This window comes from Curtobacterium sp. VKM Ac-2884 (genome assembly GCF_015350945.1).
GTDB lineage: Bacteria > Actinomycetota > Actinomycetes > Actinomycetales > Microbacteriaceae > Curtobacterium.
In genome coordinates this window covers 122,361-144,026 of record NZ_JADKSA010000005.1, presented here as the reverse complement: position 1 = coordinate 144,026, position 21,666 = coordinate 122,361, and the positions used below count along the sequence as shown (strand labels likewise).

General features: G+C 69.3%; 17 protein-coding genes. 7 read left to right on the top strand and 10 right to left on the bottom strand.

Annotation, left to right across the window (positions count from 1 at the left end; all coding sequences use genetic code 11):
• Position 1: 1 nt before the first annotated feature.
• Positions 2 to 1,861 carry a molecular chaperone DnaK gene (gene dnaK / locus ITJ60_RS14495; RefSeq protein WP_194648419.1) on the bottom strand — a complete coding sequence of 620 codons (1,860 nt, stop codon included), beginning with the start codon at positions 1,859 to 1,861 and terminating at the stop codon, positions 2 to 4.
• 154 nt (positions 1,862 to 2,015) lie between these two features.
• Between dnaK and ITJ60_RS14490 the strand changes: the two genes are divergently transcribed.
• The 5 genes from ITJ60_RS14490 (at position 2,016) to ITJ60_RS14470 (ending at position 8,632) form a co-directional block, all read left to right on the top strand.
• On the top strand, positions 2,016 to 4,463 hold the full coding sequence (locus ITJ60_RS14490) for a hypothetical protein (RefSeq protein ID WP_194648418.1): 2,448 nt from the start codon (positions 2,016 to 2,018) through the stop codon (positions 4,461 to 4,463).
• Positions 4,464 to 4,587: 124 nt separating this feature from the next.
• Positions 4,588 to 6,003: a polysaccharide biosynthesis tyrosine autokinase gene (locus ITJ60_RS14485; RefSeq protein WP_194648417.1), complete on the top strand. Its 1,416-nt coding sequence runs from the start codon at positions 4,588 to 4,590 to the stop codon at positions 6,001 to 6,003.
• A gap of 67 nt (positions 6,004 to 6,070) precedes the next feature.
• Entirely contained in the window at positions 6,071 to 6,505 is a 435-nt protein-coding gene (locus ITJ60_RS14480) for a DUF3060 domain-containing protein (protein WP_194648416.1), read from the top strand.
• A 96-nt stretch (positions 6,506 to 6,601) separates the two neighbouring features.
• Positions 6,602 to 7,462 carry a hypothetical protein gene (locus tag ITJ60_RS14475; protein ID WP_194648415.1) on the top strand — a complete coding sequence of 287 codons (861 nt, stop codon included), beginning with the start codon at positions 6,602 to 6,604 and terminating at the stop codon, positions 7,460 to 7,462.
• Positions 7,463 to 7,534: 72 nt separating this feature from the next.
• Positions 7,535 to 8,632 carry an acyltransferase family protein gene (locus ITJ60_RS14470; RefSeq protein WP_194648414.1) on the top strand — a complete coding sequence of 366 codons (1,098 nt, stop codon included), beginning with the start codon at positions 7,535 to 7,537 and terminating at the stop codon, positions 8,630 to 8,632.
• A gap of 7 nt (positions 8,633 to 8,639) precedes the next feature.
• Here ITJ60_RS14470 and ITJ60_RS14465 read toward each other — a convergent pair whose 3' ends face one another.
• The 7 genes from ITJ60_RS14465 to ITJ60_RS14435 all read right to left on the bottom strand — a co-directional run bounded on the left by ITJ60_RS14465 (position 8,640) and on the right by ITJ60_RS14435 (position 17,594).
• On the bottom strand, positions 8,640 to 9,845 hold the full coding sequence (locus ITJ60_RS14465; protein WP_194648607.1) for a glycoside hydrolase family 1 protein: 1,206 nt from the start codon (positions 9,843 to 9,845) through the stop codon (positions 8,640 to 8,642).
• 12 nt (positions 9,846 to 9,857) lie between these two features.
• Complete coding sequence (locus ITJ60_RS14460) at positions 9,858 to 10,727, bottom strand: alpha/beta fold hydrolase (protein WP_194648413.1); 870 nt, start codon at positions 10,725 to 10,727, stop codon at positions 9,858 to 9,860.
• Positions 10,724 to 12,520, bottom strand: coding sequence for an ABC transporter ATP-binding protein (locus tag ITJ60_RS14455; protein ID WP_228510407.1), 1,797 nt, complete (start codon positions 12,518 to 12,520; stop codon positions 10,724 to 10,726). Before ITJ60_RS14455 ends, ITJ60_RS14460 begins: the two co-directional genes overlap by 4 nt.
• Positions 12,517 to 13,461, bottom strand: a complete 945-nt coding sequence (locus tag ITJ60_RS14450; RefSeq protein WP_123293511.1) for an ABC transporter permease — start codon at positions 13,459 to 13,461, stop codon at positions 12,517 to 12,519. Before ITJ60_RS14450 ends, ITJ60_RS14455 begins: the two co-directional genes overlap by 4 nt.
• Positions 13,458 to 14,438 (bottom strand): ABC transporter permease, encoded by a 981-nt coding sequence (locus tag ITJ60_RS14445; protein ID WP_111085432.1) that lies wholly within the window; start codon positions 14,436 to 14,438, stop codon positions 13,458 to 13,460. The genes ITJ60_RS14450 and ITJ60_RS14445 overlap by 4 nt, the downstream gene beginning before the upstream one ends.
• Entirely contained in the window at positions 14,435 to 16,192 is a 1,758-nt protein-coding gene (locus ITJ60_RS14440) for an ABC transporter substrate-binding protein (protein ID WP_228510405.1), read from the bottom strand. The genes ITJ60_RS14445 and ITJ60_RS14440 overlap by 4 nt, the downstream gene beginning before the upstream one ends.
• A 340-nt stretch (positions 16,193 to 16,532) precedes the next feature.
• Positions 16,533 to 17,594 carry a LacI family DNA-binding transcriptional regulator gene (locus ITJ60_RS14435; RefSeq protein WP_243648950.1) on the bottom strand — a complete coding sequence of 354 codons (1,062 nt, stop codon included), beginning with the start codon at positions 17,592 to 17,594 and terminating at the stop codon, positions 16,533 to 16,535.
• A gap of 266 nt (positions 17,595 to 17,860) precedes the next feature.
• Between ITJ60_RS14435 and ITJ60_RS14430 the strand changes: the two genes are divergently transcribed.
• Positions 17,861 to 18,013 (top strand): hypothetical protein, encoded by a 153-nt coding sequence (locus ITJ60_RS14430; RefSeq protein WP_194648412.1) that lies wholly within the window; start codon positions 17,861 to 17,863, stop codon positions 18,011 to 18,013.
• 177 nt (positions 18,014 to 18,190) lie between these two features.
• Here ITJ60_RS14430 and ITJ60_RS14425 read toward each other — a convergent pair whose 3' ends face one another.
• Positions 18,191 to 18,892 carry a GntR family transcriptional regulator gene (locus ITJ60_RS14425; protein WP_323749185.1) on the bottom strand — a complete coding sequence of 234 codons (702 nt, stop codon included), beginning with the start codon at positions 18,890 to 18,892 and terminating at the stop codon, positions 18,191 to 18,193.
• A 90-nt stretch (positions 18,893 to 18,982) separates the two neighbouring features.
• On the opposite strand from ITJ60_RS14425, the gene ITJ60_RS14420 reads away from it, so the two are divergent.
• Positions 18,983 to 20,185 carry an MFS transporter gene (locus tag ITJ60_RS14420; RefSeq protein ID WP_194648411.1) on the top strand — a complete coding sequence of 401 codons (1,203 nt, stop codon included), beginning with the start codon at positions 18,983 to 18,985 and terminating at the stop codon, positions 20,183 to 20,185.
• 243 nt (positions 20,186 to 20,428) lie between these two features.
• Here ITJ60_RS14420 and ITJ60_RS14415 read toward each other — a convergent pair whose 3' ends face one another.
• Positions 20,429 to 21,592, bottom strand: a complete 1,164-nt coding sequence (locus ITJ60_RS14415; protein ID WP_194648410.1) for a hypothetical protein — start codon at positions 21,590 to 21,592, stop codon at positions 20,429 to 20,431.
• Positions 21,593 to 21,666 lie beyond the last annotated feature (74 nt).

Genomic DNA, 21,666 nt, shown 5'->3' with positions numbered 1-21,666 from the left:
GTTACTTCTTGTCCTTGTCGTCCTCGTCGTCCACGACCTCGGCGTCGACGATGTCCTCGTCGTCCGCCGGCTGCTCACCCGCGGGCTGCTCGCCGGCCGGGGCGCCGGCGTCCTGCTGGCTGTAGATGGCCTGGCCGAGCTTGCCCTGCGACTCGTTGAGCTTGTCGAAGGCCGTCTTCACGGCGTCCTCGTCCTCGCCCGCGAGCGCCGACTTGAGCGCGTCGACGTCGGCCTGCACCTCGGACTTGACGTCCTCGGGGAGCTTGTCGTCGTTCTCCTTGATGAGCTTCTCGATCGAGTAGACGAGCTGCTCGGCCTGGTTGCGACGCTCGTTGGCCTCACGACGGGCCTTGTCCTCGGCCGCGTGCTCCTCGGCTTCGCGGACCATGCGCTCGATGTCCTCCTTCGGCAGCGACGAGCCGCCGGAGATGACCATCGACTGCTCCTTGCCGGTGCCCTTGTCCTTGGCGGACACGTGCACGATGCCGTTGGCGTCGATGTCGAAGGTGACCTCGACCTGCGGGACGCCACGGGGAGCCGGCGCGATGCCGGTGAGCTCGAACGTGCCGAGCGGCTTGTTGTCGCGGGTGAACTCGCGCTCGCCCTGGAAGACCTGGATCGCGACCGACGGCTGGTTGTCGTCAGCGGTCGTGAAGGTCTCGCTCCGCTTGGTCGGGATCGCGGTGTTGCGGTCGATGAGCTTCGTCATCAGGCCGCCCTTGGTCTCGATGCCGAGCGACAGCGGCGTGACGTCGATGAGCAGGACGTCCTTGCGCTCGCCCTTCAGCACGCCGGCCTGCAGCGCGGCACCGACGGCGACGACCTCGTCCGGGTTGACGCCCTGGTTCGGGGACTTGCCACCGGTGAGCTGCTTGACGACCTCGGCCACGGCGGGCATGCGGGTCGAGCCACCGACGAGCACCACGTGGGCGATGTCGCCCACCGAGACACCGGCTTCCTTGATGACGTCGTTGAACGGCTTCTTGGTGCGGTCGAGCAGGTCGGAGGTCATCTGCTCGAACTGTGCGCGCGAGATGGTCTCGTCGAGGTTGAGCGGGCCCTCGGCGGTGAGCGTCAGGTACGGCAGCTGGATGTTCGCCGACATCTGCGACGACAGTTCCTTCTTGGCCTGCTCAGCCGCTTCCTTCAGGCGCTGCTTGGCGATCTTGTCCGTGGACAGGTCGACGCCGTGCTCGTCCTTGAACTTCTTGATCAGGTAGTCGACGATGCGCTGGTCCCAGTCGTCGCCACCGAGGCGGTTGTCGCCGGAGGTCGCGCGGACCTGGATCGTCGAGAAGTCGTCGTCCTTGCCCACCTCGAGCAGGGAGACGTCGAACGTGCCGCCACCGAGGTCGAAGACCAGGATGAGCTCGTCTTCCTTGCCCTTGTCGAGGCCGTAGGCCAGCGCAGCCGCGGTCGGCTCGTTGATGATGCGGAGGACGTTGAGGCCGGCGATCTCACCGGCGTCCTTCGTGGCCTGGCGCTCGGCGTCGTTGAAGTACGCCGGCACGGTGATGACCGCGTCGGTGACGTCTTCACCGAGGTACTGCTCGGCGTCGCGCTTGAGCTTGCCGAGGGTACGGGCCGAGATCTCCTGCGGCGTGTACTTCTTCCCGTCGATCTCGACGGTCCAGTCGGTGCCGACGTGACGCTTGACCGACGCGATGGTGCGGTCGACGTTCGTCACGGCCTGGCGCTTGGCGGTCTCGCCGACCAGGACCTCGCCGTCCTTCGTGAAGGCGACGATCGACGGCGTGGTGCGGAGGCCCTCGGCGTTCGCGATGACGGTGGGCTCGCCGCCCTCGAGAACGCTGACGACCGAGTTGGTGGTTCCGAGGTCGATGCCTACTGCACGTCCCATGTGTGGTGCTCCTTCTTGCTCGAGGTAAGTCGTTGGACTTGCGTCCGATGGACTCAACTCTACTCACCTGGTGGCAGACCGCAAGCCCGCCTGCCGAAACTTGCGTCGAGCAGACTCAAGCACCGGGGGTGGTGCGTAGGCCAGCAAGGGCGCTGTGCATGTGATATTCTTATATCAACGGTGTAGGGCTCAGCCTCTCGCCACCTTCCCTTCTCCGCGACTCGACGTCGCTCATCGTTGTCGAGCCCAGACAGAAAGCATCATCATGCGTACTTCCTTCAAGGCGATCGGTGCCGCGGGTATCGCGGCAGCCACCCTCGTCTCCGGCCTCAGCTTCGGCACCGCCGCAGCAACCGCCACAACCAGCACTCCCGGCATCACTGCAACGGAGTCGATGCCCTTCGTGCTGTCCGGGGGCGGCTCGTTCTGGGCAATGGCGAAGACCGGCAACGCCGTCCATTTCATCGAGTATTCCTCTCGAACGGAGGCGGTCGCCAATGCGCGGACGTTCGACGTATCGTCCGATTCGTGGTCGACTCTCACGTGGAAGTACGGCCAGTACACGAACTGCTTGGGTGTCAGTTCACGCAAGATCATTATCGCGACTTCAACCTGCAACGCCTCGTCCGACCTGAGCCACTTCAAGCTGGTCAACGGTCAGCTGGTGAACAAGGCAAACCAAGAACTGCACATTGACGGCTTCCAGGCTTCCGAAGGGCGCCAGTACGCGCATTACGGGACGGGGGCGACGGAGTACTCCCTCAGCCAACTCGGAGCTCAGGTGGCGTCGGTTGATGTTCCTGGGCGTTCTGCGGTGCTGAAGGGCACGGCGGAGCCGGGTGCGGATTTGATCATCAATGACACGATCCCGGCGGAGGCTGATGGTGACGGGCGCTGGTCGAAGCAGCTGACCGGGTTGAAGCTCGGGAAGCAGACCGTGAAGGTCGAGCAGTGGAAGGACGGCAACCGGATCGGGGAGCCGATCACCGTCGAGGTGGACCTCGCGATCGCACCGTTGACGGTGAAGAACACCTTCTCGGACAACACGAACGAGCGGGTGCACCTCTCCGGCACCGCGGACAAGGCTGCGGACGTCGTGATCCGCACCCCGGAGCAGCAGACGTACGTGGCCCCGGTCGGCACGGACGGCGTGTGGGAGTACGCACTGCCGGCACCGAACAAGGCCGGCGACTACACGGTCACGGTCACGCAGCGGCTGGCGAAGACCGGCGGCGGTTCGGATGAGACCACCCCGGTCGAGCACACCATCAACTACGGCGCCGGGATCAGCATCACCTCCCCGGAGAAGGACTCCGACTTCCCCGGCGGGCCACTTGAGATGAGCGGTCGCGGCCAGGTCGGTGCGACGGTGTCGGTGACGGAGAAGGGTTCCACGAAGGAACTCGCCACAGGTTCGGTCATGGGCAACAACATCTGGTCCGTCACGACCGAAGACCTCACCCCGGGCAAGCACACGCTCGTGGTGTCGCAGCAGTCCAAGGGGCAGAACACCACGACCGCGGAAGTGACCGTCAACCCGGGCGCGTCCACGATCGCCGACCCCACCGGCACCGTCACGTTCGATGAGAACGACATGTCGAGGAAGGCGACGGTTGCTGGTACTGGTGTCGATGGGGCCACGATCACCCTGTTCAACGGCGCCGAGCGGATCGGGACCGCGACCGTCCGCAACGGCACCTGGTCGACCCAGATCGACCCGATCGGTCCGGGCGAGCAGAGCATCCGGATCGAGCAGTCCGGGATCGAGGGCGTCCAGACCGCCACGACCACCGCCGACTACGGTCAGGCAGCCACGATCGGTTCCCCGACCGCGGGGAAGATCACCCCGGGCATGGTCACCGTCGAGGGCACCGGCCAGACCGGCGCGCGGATGACGGTGAAGGCTGGCGGCAAGACCGCCACGACGACCGTTGTCGATGGGGTGTACTCGACCGAGATCGAGATCCCGGCATCCACCGAGGCGACCCTGATCACCGTCGAGCAGCACTCCAAGGGCAACCTGCGCACCACCACGGACGTGCAGGTCACCGGCGACGGCGACCAGCAGCTGCTGCCCGTCGTGATCAACGGCCCCGCCACCTACGCCAACGGCAAGTCCATCGAGGTCACCGGCACCGCGACCCCCTACGCCACCGTCGACATCGCCACGCAGTGGAACACCATCAAGACCGTCACCGCCGACAAGAACGGCAACTGGTCCTTCTGGCGCGGCTTCGGACCCAACGTCATCTACACCCTCACCGCAACCCAGACCCTCAGCGACCGCCAGACATCCACATCCGAAGCATTCACGCTCCTGCCGATCCCGTCCCAGACCGCACCAGTGGCGATCGCCGGCCCGATCGACGGGTACAACGCCACCGGCGGCACCCGCGTGCACGGCATCGCCAGCCCCGGCGCAACCGTGAAGGTCAGCTCCCAGTGGGGCACCCTCACCACCGTCACCGCCAACAACAACGGCGTCTGGGAGTTCTACCGCGGCTTCGGACCCAACATCACCTACACCCTCACCGCGGAACAAACCCGCACCGACAACACCACCTCCACCTCCGCCCCCTTCACCCTCACCCCCAAGCAGTAACACCCACGGACACGGAGACGCCCTCGCGCGATGAGCCGAGGGCGTCTCCGTTGTCCCATATGCTGTCGTGTGATATATTTATGCCAATCAACCCGATCTGCAGCACTCGACCCCGGGAGCCCCCGTGACCCTTCTGGACTTCTTGCACCTCTGCCAGCGCTCCTGGCGAAGTCTCGTACTGATCGCCGCCGTCGGCCTCGCCGGCGGGATCGCCGCGACGATCTTCGTCGCCCCGCTCTACCAGGCACAGTCGCAGCTCTTCGTCTCGGTTCGTGCCAGCGGGGACGACACTTCGCAGGTCGTCCAGGGGAACAGTGCCGCGCAGCAGAAGGTGACGTCCTACGTCGAGGTCGTCCGGAGTGCGAGCGTGCTCCAACCCGTGATCGACGAGCTCGGCCTGGACACGGACGTCGAGTCCCTCGCTGAACGGGTCTCCGCCACCTCGCCGGCGAACAGCGTCCTGATCGACGTGTCCGTCCTCGACGAGCAGCCGAAGGACGCGCAACGCATCGCAGCCGCTGTCTCCGAGAGCCTGGCGCACGTCGTCACCGCCGAGCTGGAGCGCTCGACAGAAGGCGGCCCCTCGCTCGTCGGCATCAAGATGATCCAGCCGCCCGCGCTCCCCACGACGGCGGCCTCGCCGAGCCTCGTGAAGAACCTCGCGCTCGGCGTGGTCGGGGCGCTTGCCCTGGGCGTCGCCTTCGTGCTCCTGCGCCACCTGCTGGACAACAAGGTCCGGTCGCGAGCCGACGTCGAATCGGTGACGCCCACGCCGATCCTCGGGGACATCGCGCTCGACGCGACGGCCAAGACGTCGGCGCTGATCGTCCACTCCGACCCCCGCAACCCCGGCGCGGAGGCATTCCGCGCGCTGCGCACGAACGTCCAGTTCGTCGACCTGGGCGGCACGCGACGGGCATTCACGGTCACCTCGGCGCTGCCGTCGGAAGGCAAGTCGACGACCGCCGCCAACCTGGCCCTCGCACTCGCGGAGACCGGAACACGCGTCGCGCTCGTGGACGCCGACCTCCGGCGACCACGCATCGCCGAGATGCTCGGTGTCGAGGGAGCCGTCGGGCTCACCGACCTGCTCATCGGTCGCGCCGAACTCGACGACGTGCTGGTGCCCTGGGGTCGCGGCGAACTCCGAGTGCTCCCGTCCGGCAGCATCCCGCCGAACCCGAGCGAGCTCCTCGCGAGCGAGGCGATGCTCCAGCTGGTCGAGGTGCTGACCCGCGACTACGACGCCGTCATCATCGACGCGCCCCCGCTGCTGCCGGTCACGGATGCCGCGATCCTCAGCCGCCTCACCGATGGCGCGCTCGTCGTCTCGGCAGCGGGCCGAGCCACCCGCCCACAGCTCCGGAGCGCGCTCGAGACCCTCGAGAACATCGGGGGCCGGGCGATGGGGATCGTCCTGACGATGCGCCGACGAGAACACCACTCCGCTGCCACCTACTACAGGTACTCGAGCGACGAGAAGGGCAGCGCGACGGTCACGCCCGACCACGGCCGTCGCGCCGCCGACGAACCAGCGTGACCGACCATCCGTCGAACACTGCTCGTGATCCCGACCACCATCCGAACCGAACACCCTGGAGGAAACCATGACCCCCACCGCTCCCCTGAAGGCACTCGCCGTCGTCTGCCTCGGAGCAGCCGCCGCACTCACGCTCGCCGGTTGCTCGACGGCCGATGACGACAAGGCGTCTGCGAAGCCCAGCGCCAGCGCGACCGCTGAGACCGTCGACTACGGCAAGTGCATCGATGGACAGCTGACGGTCCTCGCGTCGCAGGCCGCCGCCGGCAAGACCGTCGAGGTCGCCGACTGCGCATCCATCGCCATCGTCGACGCCCCGAAGAAGGGCGTGACGTTCACGGTCGGGACCACCGACAAGCTCGTCATCGAGGGCAGCAAGCTCACCGTGAAGGTCCAGTCCGCCAAGTCGATCATCGTCCCGGGCAGTGGCAACTCGATCACCCACGGCGGTGAGTCGGCGGTCGAGGACCTCGGCAGTGACAACACCGTGACGAAGGGCTGACCGCAGCACCCGAACACCAGGAGGCCGTCCACGATCGTGGGCGGCCTCCGCCGTTCCACGGGCAGCGATCAGGGCGCGGATCGGTATCGTCAAGAGGTGCAATGGAGTCACCTGAACTGGCCGAGTCCCGGTTACGCCTCGATCGAGGACGTCCCCGGTTACCAGGAGCACCTCGCGCGCCTGGTCTCCGACGCGCCGCCGTCGGTCGCGGCCCTCGCGTCCGTCGCCTGGGACGGAGCGCGCTTCGAGTCGTGGGAGATGACGGACCGGCGTGTGTCGTTCGCGGTGATCGTCCGCAACGATGAAGTACTCGACACCGAACACGGATTGTGGCGACGCTGGAACCACGCTCGGATCTCGCTCCGCCTGACGGGTGCCTCGGCCAGCCCGGCGGCGTCCGGACCGCTGGACCTGTTGGGTGGTGACGTCCACGTCGTCCGCGGTGAGATCGGCCACGTCGGGGATTCGCTCTGGGAACTCCGACTCCTCGTCTCACCAACGGGTGAACTCGCGATGTCGTTCGCAGAACTCTCGCTCACGGTCGACCCGGTGGACGAGACCGTGTGGTCCGGGCTCGAGGAACGTCCCACCCACGGCTGGCGCGGGCCCTTCGCCGACGGCTGGGTCGACTGGGCGACGCCGGCGGTCCGCGCAGCTGCCCTCGGCGACATCGGCGGGCTGTCGCTCGCACTCGAGGGCTTCAGCGCCGAGCGTGAGGACCACGACGCACTCGATCCCCGGTGGGGCTTCGCACCCCTCCACGCCGCTGCATGGTTCGACCAGATCGCCACCGCGGAGGTGCTCGTCGACCGGGGTGCTCGAGTCGACCTGCCCGACACCGAAGGGCGCACCGCGCTCGAGATCGCGGTCCTCAGGGGCGCGAGACGCATCAGCGCACTCCTCGGCACCCAGCACACGGGGGAAGGGGAGAACGTCAGTTCATCCCCAGAAATCTGAAATACTTTGTGCTGACACGGGGGGTGTGACAGGTTCGCATGGTCGCCCGTCCACCAGCACCGAGGAACCACCATGACGATCAACACCTACCGGGGCGTCCAGGCACTCCGCTTCATCAGTGCGCTGGTCGTCGTGGCCTTCCACGCCTGCTACTGGTTCAACCGCGACTCCGGGTCGAGCGGTGCGGCCCCGGAGATCAAGCTCATTGGCGATCTCTGCGTCTGGACCTTCTTCCTCATCAGCGGGTTCGTCGTCGTCCACGTCGTGGACTCGGGTCGCGAGCCCGACTGGTCGACCTTCGCGCTGCGCCGTGCGATCCGCATCCTCCCCCTGGCGTGGATCATGACGGGCATCAAGGTCGCGGCGGCGCTGCTCGCTCCCCGTGCCATGTTCGACGGCGACATCACCCCCACCCGGATCATCGCATCGCTCCTCCTCGTGCCGTCACGGGACTCCTCGGGCGACTTCCGTGCGCTGTGGGGTGTGGAGTGGACGCTCATCTTCGAAGCCGCGTTCTACCTCCTGGTGACGCTGGCGATCGCGGTCCGGGTCGACCCGCTCCGACTCGTGACACCCGTCTTGATCGTCGTCGCGGTCCTGTCCATCTGGCGACCCGAAGGAGGCAGCGTGCTCTGGTTCTACGCCGACCCCGTGGTCCTCTTCCTCGCTGCCGGGATGTGGATCGGTCGCGCGGCGCGGACCGGACGGATCCGGCCGGCGGTTCTCGCAACGCTGCTCTGCACGGCCTTGTACGGCGTCATCGAGATGGTCCGGCAGGAGTCGTCACCGGTCTTGGCAGTCGTGGTGTTCGGCGCCCTGACGGCCAGCTTCGGCCTCCTCATCGCCTCCGAGCGCCGGCTCGGCGGCCGCATCCCGACTTGGCTGGTCATCGCCGGCAACTCGGCCTTCGCGCTCTACCTGACCCATCCGCTGGTCGCGCAAGCGCTCCCGCGGCTCATGGGAGCGTCGGGCGTGACCGAGATCCACTGGGCACCAGTGGTGTTGATCTCCGTGGTGGTGTCCGTCGTCCTGGGTTGGGCAGTCCACCGATGGGTCGACACCCCGATGGGACGGTTCCTGCGACGTCGCTTGATCGGGCACCGGCCGGTGGCCGATCAAGCGACGTCCAAGCAGGACTCCCCCGCGATCCGAGGATCGGGGAGCCGTTGACGCAGTCCTACGCCAGGGGCTGGACGGCAGCGACGTCGAGGGCGTTCGCCTGGGCCACCCCGCCGTACCAGCGGGCCGAGTCCTTCGGCGTGCGCTCGAAGGTCTCCGGGTCCCACGACACCAGGCCGAAGGTCGGACGGAAGCCGGACGCCCACTCGTAGTTGTCCAGGAGTGACCAGTGCTGGTACCCGAGGACCTCGATGCCGTCCTCGATGCAGCGGTGGATCCGCTCGAGAGCACCCTGCGTGTAGGCCTGGCGACGGGTGTCGTCCGCGGTGGCGATGCCGTTCTCGGTGATCATCAGCGGGACGCCGCCGGACAGCTCCCACGCGCTGCGCAGCCCGTCGGCCGAGGCCTCCGGGTAGAACTCCCAGCCGGTGAGGGTCGTCTCGACGTCGTCCGCCACGGGCAACGGGCCGGAAGCGCCGATGAAGGTCCGGGTGTACGCCTGCACGCCGAGGAAGTCGTCGCCAGCGGCGTTCTCGAGGTACCAGTCGTCGCGCGGGTACCCGTACTCGCGGAGCATCGCGTCCGCGCCGGGCTCACCGTTGGACTTGAACGCCTGCGTCGCGACGGTCCAGCCGCTCTGGATGCCACCCACCTGGGAGAGCACCTCCCGCGAACGCTTGTGGGACTCGAGCAGGGCGTCGGCCACGCCCAGGTCCGGGTTCGGCAAGCCGTAGGCCACCAGGTTCGACGCGTCCTCGCCGCCGGCGAGCATCGCCGCGATGTTCGGCTCGTTGATCGTGCAGACGTACCGGACACCGTCGGACACCACCGGGAGCGCGGCTTCGGTGTAGCGGGCGAACAGGTCGGCCGCGTCGGGTGCGCGCCAGAAGCCGTCACGTTCGAACCAGCGGGGCACCGTGAAGTGCATGAGCGTGACGATCGGCTCGATGCCGAACTCGTGGCAGGCGTCGACCATGCGCCGGTAGTGGTCGACCTCGGCACGGCTGACGAACCCGCGCTCCGGCTCGATGCGCGCCCACTCGATGCTGAACCGGTACGAGTTCAGGCCGAGCTCGGCGGCGATCCGGATGTCCTCGCGGTAGCGGTGGTAGCTGTCCGCGGCGTCGCCGGACGGCTCGACGATGGTGGTGTCCGGCTCGTGCTCGTGCACCCACCAGTTCGAGTTGATGTTGTTGCCCTCGATCTGGTGCGCGGCGGTGGCGGCGCCCCAGAGGAAGCCCTTCGGGAAGTCGAGCGTGCTGATGACGGGGTCCTTTCAGTGGGCGTTCATGAACGCATCGAAGACGGCGACGGTCCCGAGCGGGTTCTCGATCTGGGGACCGTGGTAGCTCTCGGCGATCACCTCGTACGACGCACCGAGACGCGAGGCCATGTCCGCCTGCCACGGGATCGGCCAGGCGCCGTCCCAGACGCCGTGCGCGACGAGCACCGGCAGTCCGGTCGCGCGGAGTTCCTCGGTGGTGTCGGCACGGTCCTCGAGGATCGCTGCGCCGCCGAGCACGCTGAGGACGCTCGTGTGGTCGAAGCGCTCGCGGACCATCCGGGCGTCGTCGGGCAGCTCGGCGTCGGGGCGGCCGGCCCAGAGCGGGTTCTGCGCGTCGAACAGCGCGCGGTTGGAGCACGTGTCGGCGACGATCGTCTTCTCTGCTGCCTTGCGGTACGACCAGCCGTGCGGGCCGGAGCAGAACATCGTCACGTTGCGGAACGACGTCGGCGAGGCGATCGCTGCGGCGCGGACGATCACGCCGCCGAGCGAGTGACCGACGAGGTGGACCGGAGCGCCGTCGTCGAGCAGTCCGGCGACGCGGACGACGTCGGCGGCCTCCTGCTCGAGCGTGTACGCCGTGCGGTCGTCGGGCGAGACCGAGTCGGCCTGTCCACGGCGGCTGATCGCCACCGCCGACCACCCGGCGTCGCGGAGGAGCGGCAGGAACGTGCGCCAGTCCTCCTTCGAGCCGGTGTACCCGGGGACGATGAGCACGACACCCTTCGACACCCCGGACGGCACGATCCGGTAGGCCGTGAGGCGGCCGATCGGCAGGTCGATCCCGACGACGTCGACACCGTCCGGCGTCGGCAGGTGGCCGAACGCCGGCACCGCCGGGAAGTCGTGCAGCGTCGTCACAGCCGGCCCTCCGCGAGGGCGCGACGGGGGTTCGGCACGGCGTCGAGCAGGGCGATCGTGTACGGGTCCTGCGGGTTCTGCAGCACCTCGGCCGTGCGTCCCCGCTCGACCACGGCACCCTCGTGGAGCACCATGATGTCGTCGGTGATGAGCCGCGCGCTGAGCAGGTCGTGCGTGATGTAGAGGAGCGAGACGCCCCACTGTTCGCGCAGGTCCTCGAGCAGGGCGAGCACGCCGGCGCGCAACGTCACGTCGAGCATCGAGACCGGCTCGTCGGCGATGATCACCTGCGGGTCGGACGCGAGCGCGCGGGCGATGACGACGCGCTGCCGCTGCCCACCGGACAGCTGGTGCGGGAGCTTCTGCGCGAACTGCTCGACCGGGGTCAGGCCCACGGTCTCGAGGAGCTCGAGCACGCGGCGTCGGGCGTCCTGCCCCTTCAGGTCCGTGTAGTTCGCGATCGGGCGGGACAGCGTGTACTCCACGGTGTGCAGCGGGTTGAGCGCCGCGTACGGGTCCTGGAACACCATCTGCACCTCGGACCGGAGGTCCCGCAGGCCGCGCTTGCCCAGGCGCGCGACGTCGAGGTCACCGAACCGGACGGTGCCGGTCGTCGGCTTCTCGACCCCGGTCAGGAGCTTCGCGATGGTCGACTTGCCCGAACCGGACTGGCCGACCAGGGCGAGCGACTGCCCCGGCTCGAGGGTGAACGACACGTCGCGCACCGCCTGCACCGGCTGCTCGCCGCGGCGCGGAGCCGGGTAGGTCTTCACGATGTTCGAGACGACGATCGGGTTCTTCGCCGCCGAGCGCTCACGCGACCCGACGGTGCTGAACGACGACGTGGCCTCCTGCCGCTTCTCGCCGGACGTCGCGCGCTGCGACCGGTCCGGGAACCCGGGCAGGGACACGATCTCGGCCCGCGGGTCGGCGTAGTGCGACAAGAGCATCTGCGTGTACTCGTCCTGCGGGTTGCGCAGGAGCTCCTTCGAGCCGCCGTCCTCGACGATGCGGCCCTCGTGCATGACGAGCACGCGCTCGGTGGCCTCGAGCACGATGCCGAGGTCGTGGCTGATCAGGATCGCCGTGAAGCCCTCGGCCTGCTGCAGCTCGATGATCGTGTCCATGACGGCGTGCTGGACGAGCACGTCGAGTGCCGTGGTCGGCTCGTCGAACACCATGAGCTGCGGTTCGAGCGACAGGGCCAGGGCGATCGAGACACGCTGCCGCATGCCGCCGGAGAGCTCCCCCGGGAACCGGGCGAGCATCGACGTCGGCAGCTTCACCTTCTCGATGAGCTCCTTCATCCGGGCGTCCCAGCGATCGCGCGACACGTGGCCGTGCGCCTTGAAGATGTCGATGAAGTGGTTCCGCACGGTGCGCACCGGGTTGAGCGCGTTCATGCCGGACTGCAGCACCATCGCGAAGCCGCCCTGGCGCTGCTGCCGGAGCGCTTCCTCGTCGAGGTCACGGATGTCGTGACCGTTGAAGACGATGCTGCCGCCGTTCGTCCGCGCCGGCGGCTTCTGCAGACGCGTCAGCGCGTAGCCGAGCGTCGACTTGCCCGAACCGGACTCGCCCACCAGGCCGACGAACTCGCCCTTCCGCAAGCTGAACGACACGTGGTCGACCGCCTGCACGGCCGTCTGGCCGGCCGATTCGTACACGACCGACAGGTCGCGGACGTCCAGCAGGACGCCCTGGGCGTCACCACCGTCGGACGGGAGGCCCGTGGCGGCGCCGTCCCGCGCCTCCAGGCCGTCTGCTGGTTGCGTCGTACGCGAGCCGCTCATGCGGTCGCCTCCTTGCGCTTCGGGCGCGCGCCTTCGCGCAGCCGCGGGTTGGACACGGCGTCGACGCCGAAGTTGATCAGGGTGAGGCTCATCGCGAGCAGCGCGATGCAGAGGCCGGGGGCGAAGAGCAGGATCCACTGGCCGGTGAGCAGCGCGTTGGAGTTCTGCGCCCAGTAGAGGATCGTGCCCCAGCTGACGATCGACGAGTCGCCGAGCCCGAGGAACTCGAGGCCCGCCTCGGCCAGGATCGCGCTCGTGGCCGCTCCGAAGAACGAGCCGACGATGAGCGAGGTCATGTTCGGCAGGATCTCGCGGAACACGATGCGGGTCGCACCGTCGCCGGAGAACTGCGCGGCCGTCACGAAGTCGCGACCGCGCAGGGACTGCGTCTGGCTGCGCAGGACGCGTGCGCCCCAGGCCCAGCCGGTGACCACGATCACCGCGATGATGACCGCGATGCCGCCGTTCTGCAGGTACGCCGCGATGACGATCATCAGGGGCAGGCCCGGGATGACCAGGAACAGGTTCACGATGAAGCCGATGACCTCCCCGATCCACCCGCGGACGTAGCCCCAGCTGAGGCCGATCGCGACGGCGACGAGCGTCGACAGGATGCCGGCGACGGCACCCACCATCACGGAGATCCGTGCGCCGTAGATGATCTGGGACAGGACGTCCTCGCCGGCGGCGGTGGTGCCCATCCAGTGGTCGGCGGTCGCGTCGGCGGACCGGGCGAAGCCGTTCTGGCTGGCACCGTACGGAGCCAGGAGCGGCGCGAAGATCGCGACCAGCACGAACACCGCGAGGATGATGATGCCGATCCGGGCCTTCGAATTCGACCAGACGACGCCGAACTGGCGGGCGATGCTCTTCCACTTGGAAGGTGCCTGTTGTTCGTCGGTGTCCTGGGTCCGTACAGCGACAGTGGCGTTGTTGGTCATCGGCGCGTCCTCGGGTCCAGGACGCCGTACATGACGTCCACGATGAAGTTGGCGATGAGCACCGACACGGTGATCATCAGGAAGAGGGCCTGCATCAGCGGGTAGTCCTGCCCGATGACGGCGTTGAACAGCAGGTAGCCGATGCCGGGGTAGCCGAAGACCTGCTCGACCAGCACCGAACCACCGACCACGCCACCGAGTGCCAGACCGAAGCCGGTCAGGTTCGGCAGGATCGCGTTCCGCGCCGCGTACCGGACGGCCACGGTGCGGCCGCGCAGACCGTTCGCCTCGGCGAAGGTCACGTAGTCGTCACCGAGCGTGTTGATCATCGCGTTGCGCATGCCGATGATCCAGCCGCCGAGGCTCGTCACCAGGATCGTCACCGCCGGCAGCACCGCGTGCTGCAGGGCATCGGCCGCGAACGCTCCGTTGAGCCCCGGGGTGGTGGTCGCCGAGTAGGCACCCGTGGTCGGGAACCAGTGCAGCACGTAACCGAGGAAGAACAGCAGGAGCAGGGCGGTCCAGAAGTACGGGAACGTCGACATGAACGACCCCGACAGCGTCGGGAGCGAGTCCAGCCAGGTGCCGCGCTTCCACGCCGCCGCGACGCCGATCAGGGTGCCGAGGACGAACGCGAGGATCGTCACGACGCCGACCAGGATGAGCGTGTACGGCAGGGCCTTCGACACGAGGTCGCCGACCGGCTGCGGGTAGAACGTGTAGCTCACCCCGAAGTCGAGCGTGACGACCTGGTGCAGGTAGTTGACGTACTGGTCCCACAGGTTGCCCGTGGGGACGCCGAGCTGGGCCTCGATGGCCTTCTTGGTGGCTTCGGTGACGGGGCCGTTCTGGCTGAGCTTCGCCAGCGCGGCGTCCGACGGGCTGCCCGGCATGAGGCGCGGGAGCACGAAGTTCAGCGTGACCGCGGCCCAGAGGGTCAGGACGAAGAGGACGAGTTTCTGGAGGATGTACTTCACTTCTGGTCCTCTTGCTGCTTCAGGATCTCCTGGCCGGCTGCGCTGTCCCGGAGCCGGAGCTTCGAGAAGATGAGCAGCGGTGCGGAGTCGTAGTTCTGCGGGGCCATGTACGGGTCCTCGGCGCTGGGCCAACCGACGAACTTGCCGGTGTTGAACAGCCCCCAGAGCCCGCCGTAGTACATGCCGATCACGGGCAGCTCGTCGTACACGATCTCCTGCAGCTGGTTCAGGATCTCCTGCTGCTTCGCGGTGTCCGTCGTCGCCTTGTACTCGTCGAGGAGCTTCTGGGTGTCGGCGTTCTTGTAGCGCTCGTAGTTGTTCACCGTCGACTTGCCGACCGGCTGGTAGAAGTCGCTGCTGAGCAGGGAGTTGAACGCCTGGTAGACGTCACCGTTGCCCATGCCGCCCATCGCCATGTCGAACGTGCCGTTGTTGATGTTCTGCTGGTACCCGGCGGGCTGCGGTGCCTGGATCGTCACCTTCACGCCGATGGCCGTCAGGTCGCGACGGACCTCCTGCGCGGCGCGGAGCCAGTCCGAGTAGCCGTTCGCGGTCATGATGGTGATGGACAGCTGCTTGCCGTCCTTCATGATCTTCCCGCCCTGCTCGGTCCAGCCGGACTTCGCGAACGCGGCCTTCGCAGCGTCGACGTCCTGCGTGATCATGCCCTGGTCCGGGATGTCCGGGTTGAGGTACTTCTCCTGGTTCGGCAGGATCAGGCCGGTCTGGCCCGCTGCTGCCAGGTTGCCCTCGGACGCGGTCTCGGCGATGTCGTCACGGTTCAGCGCGAGCGAGATGCCCTTGCGGACGTTGACGTCGTTGTACGGGGCCTTTGTCAGGTTCGGGATGAGGCCGATCACGCCACCGGCCGGGAACCACCACTGGTTCGTCTTCGACGCGGCGCCCCAGGTGCCCTTGACGTCGGAGATGAACGAGTACGCCCAGTCGTAGCCGCGGGTGACGGTGTCGAGCTGCGTGTTCGTCGCCGGCAGGATGAGGTGCTTGATGGCGATCTTGTCGGCCTGCCAGTACGTCGGGTTCTTGTCCATCGAGTACTGCTGGTCGGTGTAGTTGCCGAGCACGAACGGACCGGTGCCGACCGGGTTCGGGTCCCGCCAGGTGGTCGGGTCCTTCACGCCGCCCCAGTGCTGCTCACCGAGGATGTACGTCGCGCCGATGATGTTCAGGCTGGGCACGTCGTCGCTCTTGAGGTGGAAGACGACGTGGTCGCCGTCCACCTCGATGCTCTTGATGTGCTGCCAGGCGCCCTTGACGTCCATCGCCGGGAACTTCTTCAGCAGGTCGAACGTGAAGACGACGTCCTTCGCCGAGAACGGCGAGCCGTCGGACCACTCGACGCCCTGGCGGATCGTCATGTCGATCGTGCTGGCGTCCGGCTGGCTCCACTTGCTGGCGAGCCAGGGGGTGCCCTTGCCGTCGAGGGGGTTGATCTCGATGAGCGGCTCGTACATCCACTTGGAGGCCGTGCGGGCGTTCGCGATGTACGGGTTGAAGTTGCGGTCGAACAGCGGGTTGCCGTGGTCCGCGTTGATGAGCATCGTGTCCTTGCCGATCGTGGGATCGGGTTCGGACCGGACCTGGATGCTGCAGCCGGTGGCCATCAGGGCCACGGCCGCGAGCCCGGCGATCGCCGCGACGAGGCGTCCGCGTCGTCGGGTGCTGCCGGGGCGCGTTCCGGGAGCGCGGGTCCCGGGGTCGCGCTTGCCGCGCGTGCGCTGTGGGGGAAGCGTCATTGCTCGGTCGACCTCCGTGTCGAATCGGTACTGCGCCAATGTATGCGCTTACATCGCGTCGCGCAACACCGGGGTTCCGTGCCGGGGTGGTACGCAGCTGCGGGCGGCGGCAGCGAGGGTCGGAGCGAGGGTCGCAGCGAGGGTCGCTGCGCACGGTGCGCGTTCCGTCACCGGGTGCGAGGCTGCCCGCTCCGTGCGCGGTTACAGGCCCGCACCGGGCGGTCAACGTCGCACGGGATGAGCAACGCCGCACGGTGCGGACGCACCGCCGCACCGCTCGCCGCGCCACGCGCCGCGCCACGCGCCGCGCCACGCGCCGCGCCATGCGCCGCACCGCGCGTCACAGCGCCGGCGGGCAGCTCTCGCGCAGCAGCACCTCGACCGGCAGGCGGACGGCGCGCGGCGGTCCCTCGCGGCGGTCCAGCCGGTCGACGATCGCCCGCACCGCTGCACGCCCGAGCTCCCCCATCGGCTGGTGCACGGTGGTGAGCCGGGGCGACGAGAAGCGCCCGGCGTCGATGCCGTCGAACCCGGTGACGACGACGTCCTCGGGCACGCGCAGGCCCCGGGCGGTGGCGGCGTCGAGCACCCCGAGCGCCGACTGGTCGTTCGAGCACACGATGGCCCTGGGCACCTCGTCCGCCAGCAGCGTCGCCGCCAGCTCCCGCGCTCGCGCCCGGCCGAAGTCACCGTGCACCACCCGGACCGACGACGCCGGCACCCCGTGGTCCGCCAGCGCCGACCGGAAGCCCGTCGAGCGCTCCATGTCGTCCGGCGAGTCGATCGGGCCTGCGACGTACGCGAGCGACCGGATGCCGAGGCGCCCGATCACGTGCGACGCGAGCGTCCGCATGCCAGCGCTGTTGTCCACGCTCACGGAGTCGAACCCGTGCGACCGCCGGTCGTCGGCGAGCACCACGACCGGGATCCGACGCGCGACGTGCTCGAGCAGGTCGTCCGGCACGGTCTGTGCGAGCACGGCGAGGCCGTCCACCCGGCCGGCGACGTCGTTGACGATCACGTCGCGCGAGGACCCCCGACCGGCGGCGACCATGAGCGCGAGTCCGCGCTGCCAGGCCTCGGTCTCGGCGCCGCGCAGGACCTCGTCGAAGTACAGGTTCGAGGAGAACGGCTGCGTCACGTGGCGGCGGTCGTCGACCACGCGGACGCCCCCGTCGGTGACCAGGTCCGGCCGTTCGTCGGGCACCACGTCGAACCCGGGCAGCAGCAGTCCGACGACGCCGGTGCGCTTGCCGGCGAGGGCTCGGGCGTTGCCGGAGGGGACGTAGCCGAGGCTGCGGATCGCCGCCTGGACGCGGTCCCGGGTGCCCTCGCGGACGGCGTCCGGCGTGCGGAGCACGCGCGAGACGGTCGCGATCGAGACGTTCGCGGCACTGGCCACGTCGTAGACCGTGGGAGGTGCGGTACGTGGTGCAGCCAAGCCGTGCCTCCCGTCCGACGTCCGCTGGTGCGCACCGGGGCGGCGCGGCCGCACCATCCTAGGCACGGTCCGTGACGGCACTTCTCCACATGTGCCGAAAGCCCTTGCGGCGGCCGGAGCGACCGCGCGACACTGTCACGACCTCAGTACGTCCCGTGAGGAAGCGCACCGGCGGGCAGGATGCCCGCGAACACCACGATGCCCACACGCAGGGGAAGGACACCGACATGTCACAGGCGACACGATCCGGAAGCAAGCTGGCGAACCGCGCGAGCCACGACGAGGCCGAGGTGCGCGACGCGCTGCTCGAGCGCACCGACGGCGATGGTTCGACGTTCGACCAGCTCGACGCGACGAAGGAACGCGCGGACCGCCCGTAGCGGCTCACGTCCGGCGTCGACCGGGCGACGGCCAGGAGGCGCGACCCGGCAGCTGCTGTCGGGTCGCGTTTCCGGGCGGTCGCGTCCAGGGCTCTGCTCGCGTCACGGCGGACCGATCACGCGCCGCGCGTCCCGCCAGGCCCGCGGTTCGGGCTCCGTCCGGTCACGCGGTTCACGTCAGCGCTCGGTGGCCCCGACGATCGTCATGCCCGCGCCGCGCAGTCGGCGGCGCTCCTGTGCGATCCAACTGAGCAGCCGGTCGTTCGTCCCGGCGACGTGCGCTGCGACGAGCCCGGCCGCACGGTCGGCGTCACCGTCGCGCACGGCGTCGATGATGGCGCTGTGCTCGTCCCACGCGGCGTCGCGGGCCTCGGGCGTGCGCACCTCGATCCACCGGGTCCGCTCGAGACGGGTCAGGGCATCGGCGATAGCGTCGGTGATGAACCGGTTGCCGCCGAGCGCCGCCAGGTCGAGGTGGAACGTCGAGCCCATCCGGATGCCGGCCTGCTGGTCGGGTGTCGGGCGCAGTGCGTCGAGGTGCCCGCGGACCTCGGCGAGCTGTTCGGCGCTCGCCCGCTCGACCGCGAGTCGGGTGGCGGCGGGTTCGAGCACGCCGCGGAGTTCAGCGAGCGAGGCGATCTCGTCGAGGTCGATCGGGGTGACCGTCCACGAGCGCCCCTCGTGCAGGATGAGGCCCTCGCGCTCGAGCCGCGACAGTGCGGCACGGACGGGGGTCCGCGAGGCGTGGAACCGCGCCTCGAGACCGCGCTCCGAGATGCGCTCGCCCGGCGCGATGTCGAGCGTCAGGATCGCGGCACGCAGGTTGTCGTAGAGCTGGGCCGTCTGCGACACCGGGGTTGCATCGGTCGTGTCGGTCACGGCCAACAACTCTAGCGGGGACACCGTCGGAATGGTATACCGTTGTGGTATACCAATTGCTTCCGACATGAAACGATGCGAGCCACCACGATGACCGCGACCGCCGCACCCCCGACGACCACCACGATCGGCCGCCGAGCGTGGACGATGCTCGCGCTCGGGGTCGCCGCGCAGGCCGCCGGGACCCTCGTGGTGACGGCTCCCGCTCTGCTCATCCCGTACCTGCACGCGAACGGTACGTCGCTGACCATGGCGGGCGTCCTCGCGGCGGCGCCGACGTTCGGCATGGTCCTGACGCTCATCGCCTGGGGCGCGATCACCGACCGGATCGGCGAACGGATCGTGATCGCCGGTGGACTCGTGCTGACGACCCTCGCGGTGGTCGGGGCCTGGCTCGCCGCGGGCGACCCGGTCCTGCTCGGGCTGGCGTTCCTGCTGGGCGGCATGACGAGCGCGTCGACGAACGCCGCGAGCGGCCGGGTCGTCGTCGGGTGGTTCCCGAAAGAGCGGCGCGGGCTCGCGATGGGCATCCGGCAGATGTCGCAGCCGCTCGGGGTGACGCTCGCGGCGGTCACGGTCCCGCAACTCGCCGAGGGGTCCGGGATCCGCGCGGCCCTCGTCCTGCCGATCGTCCTCTGCGCCGTGCTCGCGGTGCTCTGCGCCGTCGGCATCCAGAACCCGCCCAGGCCGGCCCGGCACACCGCACCGGCCGAGGCGACGGCGAACCCGTACCGAGCGAGCGGCTTCCTCTGGCGGATCCACGCGGTGTCGATCCTGCTCGTGGTGCCGCAGTTCACCCTGTCGACCTACGGGCTGGTGTGGCTCGTCGGACTGGGCTGGTCGACGGCCGCGGCGGGGTTGCTCGTCGGGGCGTCGCAGTTCGTCGGGGCGATCGGGCGGATCCTGGTCGGGGTGTGGAGCGACCGGGCCGGCTCACGCGTCGGGCCGCTGCGGATCGTCGTCGTGAGCGCCGCCGTCGTGATGGGGCTGCTCGCGCTCGTCGACGTCACGCACCTGGCTGCCGGAGCCGTGTTCCTGGTCATCGCGACGAGCGTCACCGTGGCGGACAACGGGCTGGCCTACACGTCGGTCGCCGAGGCGGCCGGGCCGTTCTGGTCCGGTCGGGCCCTCGGCACGCAGAACACCGGGCAGTTCATCGCGGCGAGCGCCGTCGGTCCGGGCATCGGCGCCCTGGTGACGGCGCTCGGGTTCGCGGCGTCGTTCGGCATCGTGGCCGCCCTGCCGCTGCTGGCCCTGCCGCTGGTCCCGCGCGCGGACCGGTCGCACGACTGACCCGAGCGGTGTCGGGCCGCCGGGTCCCACGACTGACCCGCGCGGTGTGGGGCCGCCGAGGTTCCACGACTGACCCGTGCGGTGTGGGGCCGCCGAGGTTCCACGACATGCCGCCCGCGGTTCGCCGAGGTTCCAGCGAGCGGCGGCGCGAGCCCCGAGATGCCGAGATTTCGGAACCTCGGGGCGCGCGCTCCCGGGGCGGGGGGGGGGGGCGCCGGGCCGGGGGGCGGGAGAGAACGGCCGCTAGGCGGGGACGACCGGACCGACGGGCCAGCGCAGCAGCGCGGCGGCGGGAGCGCCACCGGGCAGCGACGCGGCGTTGACGAGCACGAGCTCGGCGTCGGTCAGTACCGCGGCCCGCACCATCGCGCACACCGCCGGCACCGCTCCGATGACCGGCGTCCCCGCGGCCTGCTCCGGTGCGGTGGCGACCCACGGCGCCCCGGCGAGCGCGAGCAGCGTCCGGTCGCCGATGGCCACGGCGTCGAGGGCGACGGTCGCGCCCTGCGCCTGCTGCAGCGCCTCGACGACGGGTCCGAGGCCGGTGACGACCTGGTTGTCGCCACGGCCGACGTGCGTGCGGAGCGAGTCCTCGAGGTCGTGCCGGCGGGTGGCGACGACGCGGGCGAGTGCGGTCTCGACGTGCTCGACGAACGCCTGCTTCGAGCCGGCGTCGGCTCGCGGGTCGCCCGGGAACACCGAGACGAGTGCACGGGTCTCGGACGAGAGTGCCTTCACCAGCAGCTCGCGCGCGGTGACGTCACCGGCGACGACGACGAGTCCGGGCCGGATCGTCCGCACGGCCTCGTCGACGGCGGCAGCGGTCTCCGACGAGTTCTGCTTCCAGATCTCCTCGGTGTGCTGCTGCCAGTGCGGCTGCTTCCACCCGGTGCCGGCCTTGGCGTAGTGCAGGGTGTCGTTCCGTCCGGCCACCTGCTGTTCGGACGCGTCGGCTGCGATCGGGGCGTGCCCGAGGCGGTAGGCGCGGAAGGCCCCGCCCTCCTTGCCGGCGTGGACCACCAGGAACGGCAGGTCGACGGGACGGTGGGCGACGAGCGGCACCAGGTCCGGCACGGCCCCGACGCCGACGGACTCCGATCCGTGCAGCGGCCCGGGCAGGATCTCGCTCAGCACGACCTCGCCGTCGTGCACGAGCACGTACCGGGTGACGGGCGAGTGGACGCCGGGCTCCTGCTCGAACTCGGTGGCGACGGCGTCGACGACCTCGTCGGACGCACCCTGTGCCCGGAGCCCCTCCTCGACACCGCGGAGCTTGAGCGCCGCCTGTCGTCGGGGATCCTCGACGTTGCCGGAGACGTCGGCGTAGGCCCAGGCCCAGGTGCCGCCGCCCTCCAGTCGCTCTCCCAGGATCCGGTGCAGTTCGCTCGTCGCGTTGGTCGACGTCATGGCAGCTCCTCTCGGACGGTTGCCGGAGCCGATGAGCCCCGGCGCTCTCACGTGCGACCACACTTCACCTCGCC

What these genes read in the sequence shown, in the direction of transcription:
- dnaK (WP_194648419.1), bottom strand. Translation starts at nt 1,861, where the DNA reads ATGGGACGTGCAGTAGGCATCGACCTCGGAACCACCAACTCGGTCGTC.
- ITJ60_RS14480 (WP_194648416.1), top strand. Translation starts at nt 6,071, where the DNA reads ATGACCCCCACCGCTCCCCTGAAGGCACTCGCCGTCGTCTGCCTCGGA.
- ITJ60_RS14470 (WP_194648414.1), top strand. Translation starts at nt 7,535, where the DNA reads ATGACGATCAACACCTACCGGGGCGTCCAGGCACTCCGCTTCATCAGT.
- ITJ60_RS14455 (WP_228510407.1), bottom strand. Translation starts at nt 12,520, where the DNA reads ATGAGCGGCTCGCGTACGACGCAACCAGCAGACGGCCTGGAGGCGCGG.
- ITJ60_RS14450 (WP_123293511.1), bottom strand. Translation starts at nt 13,461, where the DNA reads ATGACCAACAACGCCACTGTCGCTGTACGGACCCAGGACACCGACGAA.
- ITJ60_RS14440 (WP_228510405.1), bottom strand. Translation starts at nt 16,192, where the DNA reads ATGACGCTTCCCCCACAGCGCACGCGCGGCAAGCGCGACCCCGGGACC.
- ITJ60_RS14430 (WP_194648412.1), top strand. Translation starts at nt 17,861, where the DNA reads ATGTCACAGGCGACACGATCCGGAAGCAAGCTGGCGAACCGCGCGAGC.
- ITJ60_RS14420 (WP_194648411.1), top strand. Translation starts at nt 18,983, where the DNA reads ATGACCGCGACCGCCGCACCCCCGACGACCACCACGATCGGCCGCCGA.
- ITJ60_RS14415 (WP_194648410.1), bottom strand. Translation starts at nt 21,592, where the DNA reads ATGACGTCGACCAACGCGACGAGCGAACTGCACCGGATCCTGGGAGAG.